General features: G+C 53.3%; 15 protein-coding genes and 1 other RNA gene. 10 read left to right on the top strand and 6 right to left on the bottom strand.

Features of this window, described 5'->3' with window-relative positions; translation table 11 throughout:
* The first annotated feature begins 55 nt into the window (after positions 1-55).
* On the top strand, positions 56-1,528 hold the full coding sequence (locus H0248_RS17680; protein ID WP_180786909.1) for an aminotransferase-like domain-containing protein: 1,473 nt from the start codon (positions 56-58) through the stop codon (positions 1,526-1,528).
* A gap of 2 nt (positions 1,529-1,530) precedes the next feature.
* On the opposite strand, the gene H0248_RS17675 is transcribed toward H0248_RS17680, so the two are convergent.
* Together H0248_RS17675 and hemL are read right to left on the bottom strand one after the other, a co-directional pair.
* Positions 1,531-2,154 carry a glutathione S-transferase family protein gene (locus H0248_RS17675; RefSeq protein WP_180786908.1) on the bottom strand — a complete coding sequence of 208 codons (624 nt, stop codon included), beginning with the start codon at positions 2,152-2,154 and terminating at the stop codon, positions 1,531-1,533.
* 162 nt (positions 2,155-2,316) lie between these two features.
* Positions 2,317-3,597 (bottom strand): glutamate-1-semialdehyde 2,1-aminomutase, encoded by a 1,281-nt coding sequence (gene hemL, locus H0248_RS17670; protein ID WP_039551475.1) that lies wholly within the window; start codon positions 3,595-3,597, stop codon positions 2,317-2,319.
* Positions 3,598-3,864: 267 nt separating this feature from the next.
* On the opposite strand from hemL, the gene erpA reads away from it, so the two are divergent.
* A complete protein-coding gene (gene erpA, locus H0248_RS17665) occupies positions 3,865-4,212 on the top strand; it encodes an iron-sulfur cluster insertion protein ErpA (RefSeq protein ID WP_005969047.1) in 348 nt (115 codons plus the stop codon).
* A gap of 653 nt (positions 4,213-4,865) precedes the next feature.
* On the opposite strand, the gene btuF is transcribed toward erpA, so the two are convergent.
* The gene (gene btuF, locus H0248_RS17660; protein ID WP_180786907.1) at positions 4,866-5,696 is read right to left on the bottom strand and encodes a vitamin B12 ABC transporter substrate-binding protein BtuF; all 831 of its coding nucleotides are present in this window, start codon (positions 5,694-5,696) and stop codon (positions 4,866-4,868) included.
* A gap of 2 nt (positions 5,697-5,698) precedes the next feature.
* Positions 5,699-6,397 (bottom strand): 5'-methylthioadenosine/S-adenosylhomocysteine nucleosidase, encoded by a 699-nt coding sequence (mtnN, locus tag H0248_RS17655; RefSeq protein ID WP_039280650.1) that lies wholly within the window; start codon positions 6,395-6,397, stop codon positions 5,699-5,701.
* 246 nt (positions 6,398-6,643) lie between these two features.
* On the opposite strand from mtnN, the gene dgt reads away from it, so the two are divergent.
* The 7 genes from dgt to H0248_RS17620 all read left to right on the top strand — a co-directional run bounded on the left by dgt (position 6,644) and on the right by H0248_RS17620 (position 15,430).
* Positions 6,644-8,155 carry a dGTPase gene (gene dgt / locus H0248_RS17650; RefSeq protein WP_180786906.1) on the top strand — a complete coding sequence of 504 codons (1,512 nt, stop codon included), beginning with the start codon at positions 6,644-6,646 and terminating at the stop codon, positions 8,153-8,155.
* A gap of 189 nt (positions 8,156-8,344) precedes the next feature.
* Positions 8,345-9,793: a serine endoprotease DegP gene (gene degP, locus H0248_RS17645; protein WP_180786905.1), complete on the top strand. Its 1,449-nt coding sequence runs from the start codon at positions 8,345-8,347 to the stop codon at positions 9,791-9,793.
* A 232-nt stretch (positions 9,794-10,025) separates the two neighbouring features.
* Positions 10,026-11,183 carry a CdaR family transcriptional regulator gene (locus tag H0248_RS17640; protein ID WP_010280713.1) on the top strand — a complete coding sequence of 386 codons (1,158 nt, stop codon included), beginning with the start codon at positions 10,026-10,028 and terminating at the stop codon, positions 11,181-11,183.
* A 397-nt stretch (positions 11,184-11,580) separates the two neighbouring features.
* The gene (locus H0248_RS17635) at positions 11,581-12,585 is read left to right on the top strand and encodes a sulfate ABC transporter substrate-binding protein (protein ID WP_369987577.1); all 1,005 of its coding nucleotides are present in this window, start codon (positions 11,581-11,583) and stop codon (positions 12,583-12,585) included.
* Between the two features lie 156 nt (positions 12,586-12,741).
* Positions 12,742-13,554 (top strand): sulfate ABC transporter permease subunit CysT, encoded by an 813-nt coding sequence (gene cysT, locus H0248_RS17630; protein WP_180786904.1) that lies wholly within the window; start codon positions 12,742-12,744, stop codon positions 13,552-13,554.
* A gap of 12 nt (positions 13,555-13,566) precedes the next feature.
* Complete coding sequence (gene cysW, locus H0248_RS17625; RefSeq protein WP_039476046.1) at positions 13,567-14,448, top strand: sulfate ABC transporter permease subunit CysW; 882 nt, start codon at positions 13,567-13,569, stop codon at positions 14,446-14,448.
* Entirely contained in the window at positions 14,438-15,430 is a 993-nt protein-coding gene (locus H0248_RS17620; RefSeq protein WP_180786903.1) for a sulfate/molybdate ABC transporter ATP-binding protein, read from the top strand. Before cysW ends, H0248_RS17620 begins: the two co-directional genes overlap by 11 nt.
* Positions 15,431-15,510: 80 nt before the next feature.
* Here H0248_RS17620 and H0248_RS17615 read toward each other — a convergent pair whose 3' ends face one another.
* Positions 15,511-15,945: a DoxX family protein gene (locus H0248_RS17615; protein ID WP_180786902.1), complete on the bottom strand. Its 435-nt coding sequence runs from the start codon at positions 15,943-15,945 to the stop codon at positions 15,511-15,513.
* 362 nt (positions 15,946-16,307) lie between these two features.
* On the opposite strand from H0248_RS17615, the gene H0248_RS17610 reads away from it, so the two are divergent.
* Complete coding sequence (locus H0248_RS17610) at positions 16,308-17,414, top strand: NADH:flavin oxidoreductase (protein WP_180786901.1); 1,107 nt, start codon at positions 16,308-16,310, stop codon at positions 17,412-17,414.
* 151 nt (positions 17,415-17,565) lie between these two features.
* On the opposite strand, the gene H0248_RS17605 is transcribed toward H0248_RS17610, so the two are convergent.
* A non-coding RNA gene (locus H0248_RS17605) (RtT sRNA) lies at positions 17,566-17,693 on the bottom strand.
* Positions 17,694-17,754: the final 61 nt, after the last annotated feature.

The following is a 17,754-nucleotide window of genomic DNA, read 5'->3' as shown; positions in this document are numbered from 1 at the left end:
TATGGGTACAAAATGCATTAATCGTTAACTGTACTCATCGACTGGCGGGGGAACTGTGTCCATTATCGATTCACAAGAAAGTACGCTCTATCAACAGCTCGCGGAAACCTTCGCCACGGCGATTCATCAAGGGACGTTAGCGCCGGGGAGCCGCCTGCCTTCTATTCGCCGCGTTGCCGGATCGCATCAGGTGAGTGTGAATACGGTGTTGAATGCCTGGCGTATTCTCGAAGATCGCGGGTTGATCGAAGCACGGCCGCAGTCCGGCTACTTTGTGCGAGGACGTCTGCCGTCGCTGACGGAGAGCAAGCCCCACCGTGCGCAGGTGATTGTGCCGGGCAGTGAGCAACTGGATCTGATTGATACCGTGTTTGCTGCTCAGACGCATCCAGATTACATCAACATTTCTCTGGCGTGCCCGCAGCATGCCGATTTCTATCCGACCGAAAAGATCAGCCGTATTACCGCTTCCTTGCTGCGGCGACAGCCCGACCTGATTGGTCGCTATGTGCTGCCGCCGGGCAGTGAACGGCTGCGGCGCGAAGTGGCGCGGCGGGCGATGGATTTGGGTATGACATTGACCCGCGAGGACATCACGATCACCCACGGCTGTATGGAAGCGCTACAGCTTGCGCTACGCACGGTCACGCAGCCGGGCGACTGTGTGGGGCTGGAAACGCCAACCTATTTTTATCTCTTTCCTCTGCTTGCCAGTCTGGGATTGAAAACGGTGGAAATTCCCACCGATCCGCAGCGTGGTCTTGCGTTGGATGCGCTGGAACTGCTGCTGTCAGAACAGCGATTACAGGCGATTATTGCCATGCCGAACGCGCAGAATCCGCTCGGATGCAGCATGACGCTGGCGGATAAAAAACGGCTGGCAAAGCTGGTGAACGACTATCAGGTTCCGCTGATCGAGGATGGGTTATACAGCGAACTTCAGTTTACCTGGCCGCTGTCGCCGACGGTGAAAGCCTTCGACCGCGACGGCTGGGTGATTTACTGCTCCAGCTTCACGAAAACGCTGGCACCCGATTTCCGCATCGGCTGGATGGCATCGGGTCGTTTCCGTGCCAAAGTGGCGCGGCTGAAAGCGGTCTCGTCAATGGCGGAATCGGCGCTGCTATCGGAAACGCTGGCGCAGTTTCTGGAGTCCGGCGGTTACGACCACCATCTACGCACCCTGCGTCGCCGCTATGCCGCGCAGATGGATGAAGCGCGTGGATTGATTGCCCGACATTTCCCACAGGGGACACGGGCGACGCAGCCGCAGGGCGGTTTTGTCTTCTGGCTGGAGTTACCGGGCGGTGTAGATGGCGTTGAGTTATTCCATCGCCTGCTGCAAGAGCGGATTTGCGTCACGCCCGGCGAACTTTACACGCTGAGCGGTCGCTGTAAACATGCGCTTCGGCTATCGTGCTGCTACCCGTTTGATGAACGCTACACCTATGCGCTTAAGCGCGCGGGGGCGCTGGCCTGTGAGATGAGCGGTATCGAGCCGGGTAGCGTAGCGTCGTTTTATGAGTAGCCTTATGGCGTGCCGTTGCGTCCCCAGGTCAGGTAGCCCGCGCGTTCGCTTAAGCGCTCATAGTAGGCGCGGACGGCGGGATAGTCTGTGTGTTCCAGCGGCGTTTCATACCAGCGGTTTACCGATAGCCCGATGGGAATATCGGCCAGCGTGAACGTTTTTCCTGCGACGTAGTGGCCGGTTCGCTCTAATTGCTGATTCAAAATGCCCATGGTGCGGGACCAAAGATTGCAGGATGCAGCTAAGAGCGCCGGATCCTGATGTGCGGGGGATTGGCGCACCAGCGACATAAAGGCGTAACGCCATGAGGGATTGAGCTCGTTGGCCTGCCAGTCGATCCATTGATCGACCAAAGCACGACTACGCGGATCCTGTGGGTAGAGCCAGGCACCGTCCTTCGCGTTGGCGAGGTAGCGTATAATCGCGTTCGATTCCCACATGACGAAATCGTCGTCCTGAATCACCGGTATCATGGCATTAGGATTGAGCGCCAGAAATGCCGGTGACTGCGGTGACTGATAGCCCTCACCCCAGTCTTCGCGGTCAAAGGGAATCGCCAACTCATCACACAGCCACAGCACTTTCCGAACGTTGATTGACGACGTGCGTCCTAGAACCTTTAACATGATCTCTCCGCTATTTTCAGGAACATAGCCTTACTCATAACCAATTTAAGAGGGCTTGTCATTCTCAAACGAGAATCCTGACGAAAAAAGTGGGGGCGGAGCAGAGGCGGGTATTGAGCAACAATGGCGTCACTGAATGACGCCATTGTGTACGAGTCCGTTTTACAGGCGGGAGAAGCAGAGTTGCGCGGCTTCGATGGTGCGATCGATGTCCTGTGGCGTATGCGCCAGCGACATAAAGCCCGCTTCAAACGCGGACGGCGCGAGGTAAACACCTTCTTCCAGCATCATGTGGAAGAACCGCTTAAAGCGTTCGACGTCACACTTCATCACATCCTGATAGCAGGTGACGCTCTCCGCATCGGTGAAGAACAGGCCGAACATGCCGCCTGCCTGATTCACCACCAGCGGAATGTTTTCGGCTTTCGCGGCAGCCAGCAGGCCATCAGCCAACTGATTGGTCAACGCGGTGAGCTTTTCATGTACGCCGGGTTTCGCGACTTCAGTCAAACAGGCAAAGCCTGCGGCCATGGCAATCGGGTTACCGGACAGCGTTCCCGCCTGATAAACCGGGCCGGTCGGTGCCAGCGCCTGCATAACTTCACGCTTACCGCCGAATGCGCCGACTGGCATGCCGCCGCCGATGATTTTCCCCAGACAGGTCAGATCCGGCACTACGCCGTAGTGCGACTGTGCACCTGCCAACGCCACACGGAAACCGGTCATCACTTCATCGATGATGAACAGGGCACCAAACTCGTCGCACAGAGCACGCAGGCCAGGAAGGAAATCTGGCAGCGGTGGGATGCAGTTCATGTTGCCCGCAACAGGTTCGACAATGATCGCGGCGATCTCGTCAGGATATTGTTCAAACGCGGCGCGAACGGATGACAGATCGTTATAGACGCAGGTCAGCGTGTGGCGGGCGAAATCAGCCGGAACGCCGGGGGAGTTAGGTTGGCCCAGCGTCAGCGCACCAGAGCCGGCTTTCACCAGCAGACAGTCGGCGTGGCCGTGGTAGCAGCCTTCAAATTTGATGATTTTGTCGCGACCGGTGTAACCGCGCGCCAGACGGATCGCGCTCATTGTGGCTTCTGTACCGGAGTTGACCATCCGCACCATATCCATGCTCGGCACCAGCGAGGTGACCAGACGCGCCATCTGCACTTCCATTTCTGTCGGCGCGCCAAAGCTCAGGCCGCGTTCTGCTGCGGCGATCACCGCATCACGGATTGCCGGGTGATTGTGCCCCAGCACCATCGGGCCCCACGATCCCACGTAATCAATGTACGCTTGCTCGTCAGCGTCATAGAGATAAGCGCCATCAGCCCGTTCGATGAACAGCGGAGTCCCGCCAACGCCGTTAAAAGCACGAACGGGTGAGTTTACACCGCCGGGAATAAGTTGTTGCGCCGCAGCATACAGGCTTTCAGATTTGTTCATTACGCAGTCCTGACTGGTCTTGATCGTAAAATGTAGGGGTATTCTAATGAACTGACCGCCGTTATGAAATCGCTGTGCGGGTTTTCACTTGAAAACTCACCGCGCCATACCCACAGAGAGTACTGGCTGTGGGGGAGAGGAGGCGGCATAATGCGGCGATTAATTCAACAATTTCTGTCAAATCTTGAACGTTTTCGCATACTGCCGGATAATAAGCGTATGAATATGGGTCTATCACCTGATAAGCCCTGAGTTGGGAGTAAAAATATGAGCGATGATATAGCAGCACTGCCTCTGCAATTTACCGATGCGGCGGCAAGCAAGGTGAAAAACCTGATTGCTGATGAAGAAAACCCAGAGCTGAAACTGCGTGTGTATATCACAGGCGGCGGCTGTAGCGGTTTCCAGTATGGTTTTACCTTTGATGATCAAATCAACGACGGCGATATGACCATTGAGAAACAAGGTGTGGCGCTGGTGGTTGATCCGATGAGCCTGCAATATCTGGTCGGCGGTGCGGTGGATTATACCGAAGGTCTGGAAGGTTCTCGCTTTATCGTGACGAATCCGAATGCGAAATCCACCTGCGGCTGTGGTTCCTCTTTCAGCGTCTGATCCTGCATTGCGGTGATTGACCGACTGAAAAATAAAAACCGTGTCTCGGCAACAAGACACGGTTTTTTTATATGCCCGTCATACTTCAAGCTGCTTGTNNTTACTCACCCCAGTCACTTACCTGTGTAAGCTCCTGGGGATTCGCTCGGTTGCCGCCTTCATGCAACTCGAATTATTTAGGGCATAGTAAACAAGCAATCTGTCACAAGACGCGTTAATTAAAAGAATACGTCTCGTGTTTTTACTGTGATTACCATTCGACCGTAATCAGACGCGTTTCCGTACCCTATGCGATTTTTGCCGCAGAGGTCGAAAATTTTGCCTGATCGACCTGAATATGTGACTTAGTCATTTTAGGTTGTGGTACAGAAGCTACGTTACATTTGATATTGACCGGACTGAGGCGTTACGTCGCACGCCGGTAGTATCGTCAGTTGAGCGTTAATCTGCCCGCCCTGACTTCCTGCATATGCCGTGCTACAGGCTGCCATAAGTAAGCCTGCGTAAAGCAACGCATTTTTCATAGTTAAAGCTAACTGGTTTAAAGAACCGATATCGGTTCAACGTTTTCTTATTTCGTTTTGCTTTGGTTTTATCGCTGGGTGGTAATCAACACGGAATAGTGTCTATGATTTCACTCTGTTAATTAACAATCACTTCGCTGACGAAAGCGTGGGTCTTAACTCGGCTAATTGAGAACAAATTTGCCGGGCAGCCAAGCGTAAACGAGGGCCGCTGCGGCTAAACCAGTCTTCATTGACGGTGATGACCGGAACCGCTAATTGCGGCTGCCAAAACGCCTGCACGCTGGCAATTCTATCTGGCGCACCGCCGACAATAATGGCCTGCGGCTGGCGTCTTAACACCTGTTCACGACTGACCTGCGGCCAGGGCACCGGGCTGTCGCTAAAGACATTTTCGGCGCCGCACAGTGAAACGATCTGGCTTTGCAGCGTTGCTTGCGAAGAAGTAAACAGCGGTTGAGTGCCAAATTGAATGAATACCCGCAATGGTGCGGCGTGAGGTGCCTTGCCAGCGTGCTGGAGTTCACTTATTTCCTGCTGAAAATCTGTCGCGGCGCGTTCGGCTTGCTCAGGATCGCGGCTGTAGGTTGCCAGCTGTCGTAGTGACGCTGGGATATCGTCTAACGTCTTCGCATCCAGATAAACGATAGGAATCGAGAAATTGGCGAGCTGTTCCAGCGGCCGCTGCGGATTACCCTCGCGCCACGCCAGAATCAGATCGGGCTTGAGGGCAAGGATCCGCTCCAGGTTGATTCCCTGCCAGGAAGCCACCTGTTCCAGCTTTTTCGCTTCTGGCGGGTAATCTGACCAGGCGCTGACCGCAATCAACTGCTCGCCCATGCCTGCCGCATAGGCCATTTCCGTCGCGTGTGGTGCGAGACTGATCACACGTTGCGGAATGGCATAAGCGACAGAGCAGAGCAGCAGCCCAGTCAGCCAGCAGAGGAGCCTGACTGTCACGATTAGCGTGCGGCCAGCTTGGCCAGAATCGCTTCTACCATCCGCGTTGATTGCTGTGCTGCAACGCTCAGGAACTCATCGAAACTCAGGTGTGAGGCTTTATCGGCCACATCAGAAATCGCGCGTACAACCACAAACGGGACGGCGAACTGGTGGCAGACATGGGCGATCGCCGTCGCTTCCATTTCTACGGCAATCGCTTTCGGGAAGGTGGTGCGGATACGGGCTAACGGCTCTGCGCCATTAATGAAGGCATCGCCGCTGACAACCAGGCCGCGTACCGCGTTCAGTTGCAACTCGGCAATCACTTCCTGCGCCAGCGCGATGAGTTTTTCATCGGCAAGGAAAGCGGCAGGGCAGCCCGCCATCTGGCCGGGTTCATAGCCAAAGGCCGTGACGTCAGCATCGTGGTAGCGCACTTCATCGGAAACGACGATATCACCGACGTTCAATGTCGGTGCGAGTCCGCCGGCGGAACCGGTGTTAATGACCACGTCTGGCTTGCTGTGTTCCAGCAGCAGCGTGGTACCCAGCGCGGCGGAGACTTTGCCGATACCGGATTTCAGCAGGGCGACGTCTACGCCGTTGATTTGTCCGGTGTAGATTTCGCAACCCGCACGCTGGAAGGTCTGACGGTTTTCAATCCGATCGCGCAGCAGCGTTACTTCTTGTTCCATCGCGCCGATAATACCGACTTTCATAAGGTTCCCCGCAAATTCTGTTATAAATGGAAGGCGTATACCTAATGCTGGTCACTGAAGTCCCATTTTAGGGGAAACACAGTGGGAGGTTCCCGCAGGGATGCCTCACCCCTGTGGTCGCACCGTGTATCTCGATCGTTAAATGACCAGCATTAGGTGTATATCGCTGATGTTAGTCTATCATGGCTAGCGGGATGAGATGGAATGTCCATTATTGTGCTGTAGCGGGATGATAGGGAGAACCGTATGTCTGGTATCGATTTCGCCAAAAAAATGAGCTTTCAGCGTCATTTCAGTCGACCTAAAACGGCTGAGGATGAATATACGATTGTGCGCCAGTTTGAGAGCGATCGGGGTCGTATTATTAACTCCGCTGCCATCCGCCGCTTACAGCAAAAAACCCAGGTCTTTCCGCTAGAACGTAATGCGGCCGTCCGCTCCCGTCTGACCCATTCAATGGAAGTTCAGCAGGTTGGCCGCTATATCGCCAAAGAGATTTTGCACCGCCTGAAAGTCGACGGGCGGCTGGCGTCGCTGGGTCTGAACGACAGAGAAACGCCGTTTGAAAGTCTGGTCGAAATGGCGTGCCTGATGCATGACATCGGCAATCCGCCGTTTGGGCATTTTGGCGAATCGGCGATTAATCAGTGGTTCAGAAAATTACTGGATAGCCACTATCTGGACAGTGAATCCCCAGAGCGCGTCGATGACTGTAGAGTGCCTACGCTGCGGATGCAGCAGGACGGACTGGACGATCTACGTGGGCAAATCCGGCAGGATCTGAGTCACTTTGAAGGTAATGCACAGGCTATCCGGCTGGTGCATACGTTACTGAAACTTAATCTGACCTACGGGCAGGTGGCCTGCATTCTGAAATACACCCGTCCCGCGTATTGGCATGGCGAGCTTCCGGCGGATTACGATTATTTGATGAAGAAGCCGGGCTACTATCTGGCAGAGGAAGCGTTTGTCGCCACACTGCGTGAAGCGCTGGATATGGGCGAATTTCATCGTCACCCGCTGAGTTACATTATGGAAGCGGCCGATGATGTGTCCTACTGCATCGCGGATCTTGAGGACGCCATCGAGAAAGATATCCTGACGATCGACGAACTTTACGATCGTCTGCGCGAAAATTGGGGCGCAGGGGCAGAGAAAGACATCTTCGCTAAAACGATTGAACGTGCTTACAAAGAACGTGAACGCTTTCAATGGCGTAGCCACGACGATCAGTTCTTCATGAATCTCCGTGTTCATACCGTGGGGCAGATGGTGCCGCATTCCGCACAGCGTTTTATCGACAACCTGCCGGAAATTTATGCCGGTTCGTTCAATCAGGCGTTGCTTGAGGACGACAGCCCACAGAACCGCCTGCTGGGCATTTTCAAACGCGTCGCTTTAAAGCACGTTTTTAATCATCATGAAGTTGAACAGCTGGAGCTACAGGGGGATCGCGTGATTCGCGGCCTGCTGGATATTTATAGCCCGCTGCTCGAGATGCCCTATCAGGATTTCAGCCAGCTTGTTAGCGACGATACGCACAAACGCTATCCGATTGAAACGCGGCTTTATCACAAATTATCCAGCAAGCACTGTCTGGCCTATTGTGAAGCGGTTGCTGAGTTGGAGGGATTACCCGAAATCGAGCGCGTCATCCGTGAATATTATTATCGGGCGCGCCTGATTCAGGATTACATCAGCGGTATGACCGATTTGTACGCCTACGACGAATACCGCAAGCTGATGGCGGCAGATTAGCGATGAACAGGCCGCAACGGAAATCGCGACTTTTGTAAAGCCGTTCAATATTTCCTTACGCTTCACGATCTTCCCCTCGGGAACCTTGTTGGTCCATATTTATCTCATACAGCACGACCACTGAGTGTACCCGGTGTCGGGTACACGGGCCGTAAGACTCGCGTGTTGATTACTATGAGATAACCTCCTATGAAAAGAAAATCACTGGTTCTGAGTGCGCTGGCGTTAAGTCTGGCGATGGCGATGGGCTCCACCACGGCGAATGCCGCTGAGTCAGCGGCGTCTGCCGCGTCATCGGGTCAATTACCCAGCCTGGCCCCTATGCTGGAAAACGTCATGCCTTCCGTGGTGAGCATCTATGTGGAAGGGCATACGACCCATGCGGGCAATGCGGGAAAAGAAGGTATTCCACCGCAGCTTCAGCCGTTTTTTGGTGAAAACTCGCCTTTCTGTCAGGAGGGATCGCCGTTCCAGTCATCGCCGATGTGTCAGGGAGACGGTGACGACGATGGTCAGCCGTCGCAGCAGGAAAATTTCCAAGCGCTGGGCGCGGGCGTCGTGATTAATGCAGAAAAAGGCTACGTGGTGACCAACAGCCATGTGGTGGATAACGCCGATAAGATTCAGGTTCGACTCAGCGATGGCCGCAAATATGACGGCAAAGTGTTAGGCAAAGATCCACGTTCAGATATCGCGCTGGTGCAGTTGAAAGACTTTAAAAACCTGACGGCGATTAAGGTCGCAGATTCTGACCAACTGCGGGTCGGTGATTATACCGTCGCGATTGGTAACCCGTATGGTCTGGGCGAAACGGCGACATCGGGCATTGTGTCCGCGCTGGGGCGTAGCGGGTTGAATATTGAAAATTATGAGAATTTTATTCAGACCGATGCGGCGATCAACCGGGGGAATTCCGGTGGTGCGCTGGTTAACCTGAACGGGGAGCTGGTTGGGCTGAATACCGCGATTCTTGCTCCAGATGGCGGCAATATCGGGATTGGTTTCGCTATCCCCAGCAATATGGTGAAAAGCGTCGTGGCACAGATTGTCGAATTTGGCGAAGTGAAGCGCGGCGAGCTGGGCATCACCGGGACGGAGCTGAACTCCGAACTGGCGCAGGCGATGAAAGTTGATGCACAGCGCGGGGCGTTTGTGAGTCAAGTGCGACCTAAATCAGCGGCAGATGAAGCGGGCATCAAGGCGGGCGATGTGATCGTCACGCTGAATGGTAAGGCGGTCAGCAGCTTCTCTGCGCTGCGTGCGCAGGTTGGATCGCTGCCAGTGGGCAGCAAAGTCGCGCTGGGACTGCTGCGTGAGGGTAAACCGCTGACGGTTGAGGTGACGCTGCAACAGAGCAATCAGGCTCAGGTGGCTTCCGGTAATCTCTACTCTGGCATTGAAGGTGCCGAGCTGAGCAATACTCAGGTGGACGACAAAAAAGGCGTCAAGGTGGATAACGTCAAACCCGGTTCCGCGGCGGCTAAAATTGGCCTGAAGAAGGACGACATTATTCTGGGGGTTAACCAACAGCCGGTACAGAATATTGGTGAGTTGCGTAAAATTCTGGACAGCAAACCAGCCGTATTGGCCTTGAACGTTCGTCGCGGTAATGACACGATTTATCTGCTGGCTCAGTAATCGAACGGTTCAGCGTCTACGTTAATAATTACCTTTTAAGACAATTTGTTACGTTACCTATCTGGCCGGGTATTCAGGTACTCGGCCACTTCTTCCTGCTCTATCAACGTGCTTTTGTGAGTTCTTCCACAGATTTAATCTAATTCCCGTTTCTTTGTTAATTTGCACAATGTGTGGCGCACCGTGTGGCGGTATGCTGGTGCAATTGTCAATGTTCCTCTCAGAGGTAAAAATGGCGTCGTATCATCTCAATGCCAAGATGGCACAGGATATTGTCGCGCGGACCATGCAGATCATTGATAGTAATATCAACGTGATGGATGCTCGCGGTAAGATTATCGGCAGTGGCGATCAGGAACGATTGGGGGAACTGCACGAAGGCGCGCTGCTGGCGCTTTCACAGGGGCGGGTCGTCGATATTGATGATGCCGTGGCGCGTCACCTGCACGGTGTGCGTCCGGGCATCAATTTACCTTTGCGCATCGACGGTGAAATCGTTGGCGTCATCGGCCTGACCGGGAATCCCAGCCAGCTACGGCAATACGGCGAGCTTGTCTGTATGACGGCGGAAATGATGCTGGAGCAGGCGAGGCTGCTGCATATGCTGGCGCAGGATAGCCGCCTGCGTGAAGAGCTGGTACTGAACCTGATTCGCACCGACGATCTGTCTCCCGCTCTCATGGAGTGGGCGCAGCGTTTAGGCATCGATCTAAATAAGCCTCGCGTCGCGGCGGTGATCGAAGTGGACAGCGGGCAGCTCGGTGTTGACTCTGCCATGGCCGAGCTACAGCAGTTGCAGACGTTGCTGACCACGCCGGAACGTGACAACCTGATCGCTATCGTTTCTCTGACGGAAATGGTGGTGCTAAAACCGGCGCTGAACAGCCACGGGCGCTGGGATGCAGAGGAACACCGACGTCGCGTGGATACGCTGATGTCGCGTATGGCGGAAAGCAGTCGGCTACGGGTACGGCTGGCGCTGGGGAACTATTTTTCGGGCCCCGGCAGTATCGCACGCTCCTACCGCACGGCACGAACGACCATGAGCGTAGGTAAGCAGCGTATGCCCGCCCAGCGCTGTTATTACTATCAGGATTTGATGTTACCTGTGCTGCTGGACAGCCTGCGCGGCGGCTGGCAGGCAAATGAGCTGGTGCGTCCGCTTTCGAAGCTTAAAGCAATGGACGGCAATGGTCTGCTGCGTCGGACGTTGGGTGCCTGGTTCCGTAACAACGTCCAGCCCGGCGCGACGGCGAAAGCGCTGTTTATCCACCGTAATACGCTGGAATATCGCCTTAACCGCATCTCAGAACTGACGGGGTTAGATCTGGGGAATTTCGACGATCGTCTGCTGCTGTACGTGGCTTTGCAACTGGACGAAGAAGAATAAGGCAGAAAGACTCGTTGTTTTACGCCCACTATGATTCAAGTTTAGCTTGCACCGCATTCACCTGATGCCGCGCGGCATCAGGGTTACCTCATATCCCGTCGTAAAATATTACCGCAGCAACAAAATTGCTTAGACTGAAAACTATTACATAATCATTAACAATATAACGCGATAGCATAAATTATCGCGAAACAATATTTTTGCCCCTTCCTTATATCCACTATTGTCACTTCCATGTTGTCAGCCTGATATATCCGTCCTATTTCAAGCGGCATGTACGCGGTTCAAAACGATAACGTTTTTTTCCTGCAAATCGAATTATTTAATTTATTAATCAGTCACATCCGTCATGATTTCATCTGATACTTTCGAGCATTAGGGAGTGATAAGAATGTCAATACGTCGTCTGGGGTTATCTGTTGCTACGGCAGCACTGTTGTTTTCCGGTGTGGCCTCGGCGGCTACCGAATTATTAAACGTGTCTTACGATCCGACGCGCGAACTGTATCAGCAATACAATGCGGCGTTTATTAAGCATTGGAAAGCGACCACCGGTGAAGATATCACTATCAAAAACTCGCACGGCGGTTCTGGAAAGCAGGCACGTTCGGTGATTGACGGCTTGCAGGCCGATGTGGTGACGCTGGCGCTGGCGGGTGACATTGACGCCTTAAACCTGAATCAACAGCTGATCGATCCTAAATGGCAGGCACGTCTGCCTGACAACAGCACCCCTTATACCTCGACCATCGTTTTTCTGGTGCGTAAAGGTAATCCGAAGCAAATCAAAGACTGGAACGATCTGGTGAAGCCGGGTGTTGAAGTGATCACGCCAAACCCGAAAACCTCTGGTGGTGCGCGTTGGAACTTCCTGGCGGCGTGGGCGTATGCCAAAGCACAACCGGGTGGCAATGATGAAACCGCACTGAAATTTGTCACTGAACTGTATCGCCATGCACCCGTACTGGATACCGGTGCGCGTGGGGCAACGATCAGCTTTGTGCAACGTCAACTAGGCGATGTGCTGCTGGCATGGGAAAACGAAGCCTACCTGTCTCTGCAAGAGCAGGGCGGCGATCAGCTTGAGATCGTGACACCGTCTCTGTCGATTCTGGCTGAACCACCGGTTGCCGTTGTCGACAAAGTCGTTGAGCGTAAGGGAACGCAGAAGCAGGCCGAAGCCTATCTGCAATACCTCTACAGCGATGAAGCGCAGCGCATCATCGGTAAAAATTTCTACCGTCCACGTAATGCCAAGATCGCTGAAGAGTTTAAAGATCAGTTTGCACCGGTGAATCTGGTGACGATTGATAAGGATTTCGGCGGCTGGAAAGCGGCACAGGACAAATTCTTTAACGACGGCGGTGTGTTCGACGCCATCTTTAAAGAGATTAATAAGTAAGTTTTTAATGTCTGACGGATTAAGGCCGCTATCACCCTAGCGGCTTTTTTCAGGTTAAGAAGGCAGAGGATCTGCCGCTTTAACCTTTCTGTCAGGTTGCGCGCGTCGGCAAGCAGTTGTTGGCTGGGTAGTGAGTATGAAAATTAAAGGCACGGTATGTCACAACGTTCTTCCTCAGTGATCCCCGGTTTCGGGCTAACGTTAGGGTTTAGCCTGAGCTATTTAGGATTAATTGTCCTCATTCCGTTGGCGGGGATGTTTTTGTATGCCAGCCAACTAACGTTTGGTCAGTTTTGGGATCTGATCACCAGCCGTCAGGTGCTTTTCTCCCTGCGGCTTTCGTTTGGTACGGCGCTGGCCGCAGCGTTGATTAACGGCATTCTCGGGACGCTGCTGGCCTGGGTGCTCGTGCGTTATACCTTTCCCGGCCGTAAAGTGATCGATGCCATGATCGATATGCCCTTTGCGCTGCCAACCGCCGTGGCGGGGATTGCGCTGACGGCGTTGTATGCGCCGAATGGCCTGATTGGCTCGTTGTTTCCGTTCAAAATTGCCTACACCGGCATCGGTATCACGCTGGCACTTATTTTTGTCACGCTGCCTTTTGTGGTCAGGACGCTACAACCGGTGCTGGCCGATATTCCGAAAGAAGTGGAAGAAGCTGCCGCCTGCCTTGGCGCGCGTCCGCTTCAGGTTTTCCGCCATGTCTTGCTGCCTGCGCTGTTACCCGCGTGGCTGACGGGCTTTGCGCTGGCCTTTGCTCGCGGCATTGGGGAATACGGTTCCGTAGTATTTATCGCGGGGAATATTCCGTTTAAAACCGAAATTCTGCCGCTACTGATCGTCTCTAAGCTCGATCAGTATGACTACAAAGGAGCAACTGGGATCGGCGTATTCATGCTGCTGGTATCTTTCATTATGCTGCTGCTGATTAATGTGTTGCAGCGCCGCATTCAACCGAAACTGTAAGGGCTGGTCTTCATGGAACAGGTTATTTCCGCTCAGGCCAGCGCGGCTAAAAGAAAAAAACAGCCCGCCGCCTATTACATTCTGGTTTCACTCGCGTGGGTCGTCTTTTTCCTGATTCTGGTGCTGCCGCTGATGATGGTCGTCACTCAGGGGTTGGATAAAGGCGTCGGCGCATTTTGGGACGCAATTACCGAGCCGGATGCGATTTCTGCACTTAAGCTGACGCTGCTTGCGACCGTCATTTCTGTACCGCTAAACGTAGTGTTCGGGCTGGCGACAGCGTGGTGCGTGACGAAATTCGAATTTCGTGGCAAGAGCTTTCTACTGGCGCTGATCGATTTGCCATTTTCCGTTTCCCCTGTGGTTGCGGGGCTGGTGTATGTGCTGCTATTTGGGGCGCAAAGTAAGATCTATCCCTTCCTGCTCGAACACGATCTGCAAATTGTTTACGCCGTACCAGGCATCGTGCTGGCGACAATTTTCGTTACGCTGCCTTATGTTGCCCGTGAGTTGATTCCGCTGATGGAAGAGCAGGGTTCGCAGGAGGAAGAAGCGGCTCGGCTGCTGGGTGCGAATGGCTGGCAAATGTTCTGGCACATCACGCTGCCGAATGTGAAGTGGGCGCTGATCTACGGTGTGGTGTTGTGTACTGCGCGTGCGATGGGGGAGTTTGGCGCGGTTTCCGTCATTTCCGGCCATATTCGCGGTTTGACGAACACGCTGCCGTTGCATATTGAAATTCTTTATAACGAGTACAACATCGTTGCGGCTTTCAGCGTGGCGATCCTTCTGCTAATTATGTCACTGGTAGTGCTGCTGCTGCGCCAGTGGAGTGAAAGCCGATTGACGAAGCAAATAGAGAAACAACAGGAGTTGGCCAAAAATGAGCATTGAGATTCGCAATATTAATAAACAATTTGGTCAGTTCCGGGCGCTGAACGAGATTAATTTGTCGATCCACAGCGGCGAGCTGGTGGCGTTGTTGGGGCCATCGGGCTGCGGTAAAACAACACTGCTGCGTATTATCGCCGGGCTGGAACAGCCGGATAGCGGCAGTATTATTTTCCACGGCCAGGATGTGTCCGTTCACGATGTGCGTAAACGCAACGTGGGGTTTGTATTCCAGCACTACGCGCTGTTCCGTCACATGACGGTGTTCGATAACGTGGCGTTTGGGCTGCGAATGAAGCCGAAAAATATCCGGCCATCAAAGAGTGAAATCGAAAAGAAAGTGCATGAATTGCTGAATTTGGTACAGCTGGATTGGCTGGGGGATCGCTATCCTGAACAGCTTTCCGGCGGCCAACGCCAGCGTATTGCACTGGCGCGTGCGTTGATCGTCGAGCCGAGCATCCTGCTGCTGGATGAACCTTTTGGCGCACTGGATGCCAAGGTACGTAAAGAGTTGCGCCGCTGGCTGTCTCAACTGCATGAAGATATCGATCTGACGTCAGTCTTTGTGACGCACGATCAGGAAGAAGCGATGGAAGTCGCCGACCGCATCGTGCTGATGAACAAAGGTGTGATTGAACAAATCGGCACGCCAGCGGAGGTGTATAACAACCCAGCCAGCGAGTTTGTTTACCATTTCCTTGGCGACAGTAACCGGTTGAAAGTGGCGCAGACGGAAGAGACGATTTTGTTCCGTCCGCATGAAGTGTCGTTATCCGTTCAGGCGCAGGAAGGCTATCAGGCAGTGACAGTGCGAGATATTCGCCCACTCGGTGCTTTGACGCGTCTGTCGTTGAAGCTGGGTGAGCAGTCTGAACTGATTGAAGCGGAAGTTGCAAAAGACGATGCAAGTTTGCACGGGCTACAGAAAGGCGATGTGATTCAGTTCAAACCCAAGCGTTATAGCCACGATTGGGAAATTTGATCGATACGGCATCGAAATAAAAAACCCGCGAATCCGCGGGTTTTTTGCTTTTGTCGTCAACACCTGCTGGGTGGCAAGGATTAGCGATAAGCGGGGTTAGAGGCAACAGAATAGCGACCGCTACCGACCAGCATGATGATAATGCCCGCGAAGAAATACAGCGCTTCCACTTCCAGCGCCCAGGCACCCACTTTAGTCAGGGTGAAGAATTTACCTGTGCCAACCATCAGTGTCGCTACAACCAGCGTCAGCGCGGCAATCAGGCCAGAAATGCGGGTAAATACGCCCAGAATAATCAGAATCGGAGCAACAACCTCGCCGATATAAACGCCATAAGCGATAAAACCAGGCAGACCTGCGCCTTGCAGCATCTGTACGATCCAGCCTACACCGTGCTCAATTTTTGCTACGCCGTGAAACAGCAGCAGAATACCCACGGTTAAACGCAGTAAAAGTTTACCTGCATCAGGATGATCGGTTAAACGCGTGAACCACTGATTCAACTGAGAAATCATAATAGACAACCTCATAAGTGAGCAAAAAGTTCTTGTTGGCAATGCTTTGTATAGTGCGGCAGTGTCGTCGATTTAGGGGCTGAATAGAAAACCAATAAATTTGATATTTTCTGTCAAAAAATTACGTGAATATCGTAAACGCAGATAAGCATAGCACCGCGATTGTGGCGGTCTAATGATGGATGGGAATAATGCAATAACAAGATGTTATGAAAAAGGAACTCGGTCTGAATAATCAAAATCCAGATATAGGGTGATGTTACGATGCGTTATGTGGCAAGAGTTGTTGTACAACCGCATGAATTGAGTTTCTAATCGATATTCAACGCCGCGATAGCGTTAAATCATAAAAGGAAATATTTATGTCTGATGATGTTCTGTTTAGTCCCTTCACGTTGAAAGGGTTAACCCTTCCTAACCGCATTGTTATGGCACCGATGACGCGAGGTATGGCTGAAAATGGCATTCCTGGCGCAGCGCAGGCTGAATATTATCGCCGCCGTGCCGAAGGGGGAGTTGGGCTGATTCTGACAGAGGGAACGGTAGTCGATCGTCCCGCTTCGCGTAATATGTCAGGAATCCCGCTTTTTCATGGCGAAGCCGCATTGGCCGGTTGGGACGCGGTGGCGAAAGCGGTTCATGCCGCTGGTGGACGTATTGGGCCGCAAATTTGGCATACGGGGTCAACCCATGGACGTGGCTGGGAGCCCGATGCGCCTGTTGAAAGCCCCTCGGGAATCGTCGGTCCAGATGAGCCTCGCGGTGTGGTGATGACCGAAGAAGATATCGCTGATACCGTGGCGGCGTTTGCTCGCGCTGCGGCGGATGCAAAACGATTGGGTTTTGACACGCTGGAACTGCATGGTGCACATGGTTACCTGATCGACCAATTCTTTTGGTCGGGCACGAATAAGCGTGAAGATGCCTTTGGTGGCGCAACGATCCGCGAACGCTCTCGCTTTGCCGCTGAGGTAATTCGTGCTGTCCGGGCCGCTGTTGGTGAGGATTTCCCGCTGATCCTGCGTGTGAGTCAGTGGAAGCAGCAGGACTACAGCGCGCGTCTGGCGAGTTCCCCACAGGAGATGACGGACTGGCTAGCGCCGCTGGTTGAGGCCGGTGTGGATATTCTTCACTGTTCCCAGCGTCGTTTCTGGGAGCCTGAATTCCCGCAGGTTGATGGGACGGAAGGGCTGAACTTCGCCGGTTGGGCGAAAAAACTGACAGGTGCGGCGACAATCAGCGTTGGCTCGGTGGGGTTGAGCTCGGATTTCTTTGCTGCGTTTGGTGGTGAAGGTTCTGGCACGGCGGCATTGGACAATCTGCATGCGCGGATGGAGCGACAGGAGTTTGATCTGATCGCGGTAGGACGAGTCCTGCTTTCTGATGCGCAATGGGTACAAAAAGTGCGTTCTGGTCAGACTGATCAATTACGCGGTTTTGATGCTGCGGATTTAGCCGTACTGGCATGATATTTAGGTGCCGTAGCTGAGTAAGGCTGCGGTATTTTATTGAATATTAATAAAATTAATGCGGAGCAATTGAGTAGAATTTTATCTACACGACACGTGCAATATATAACATTGGGTGGATTTACTTCAGACAGGAATCACTTTGCGGAAGTGGTGGGTCGTGCAGGATGACTCGGCCTTTGGCCTCGCCCCTTTGGGGTCAACGCTAGCGCGTTGCTGTTTCGCTTCGCTCGGCTCAAACCTGAGCGCAGGTTCTCACCTACACGACACGTGCAATACATAACATTGGGTGGATTTACTTCAGAGAGGAATCACCTTGCGGAAGTGGTGGGTCGTGCAG

The organism is Pectobacterium brasiliense (genome assembly GCF_013449685.1).
Classification (GTDB): Bacteria; Pseudomonadota; Gammaproteobacteria; order Enterobacterales; family Enterobacteriaceae; genus Pectobacterium; species Pectobacterium brasiliense_A.
The sequence above is the reverse complement of the archived record's forward strand: the minus strand, read 5'-3'. Positions and strand labels throughout refer to the sequence as shown.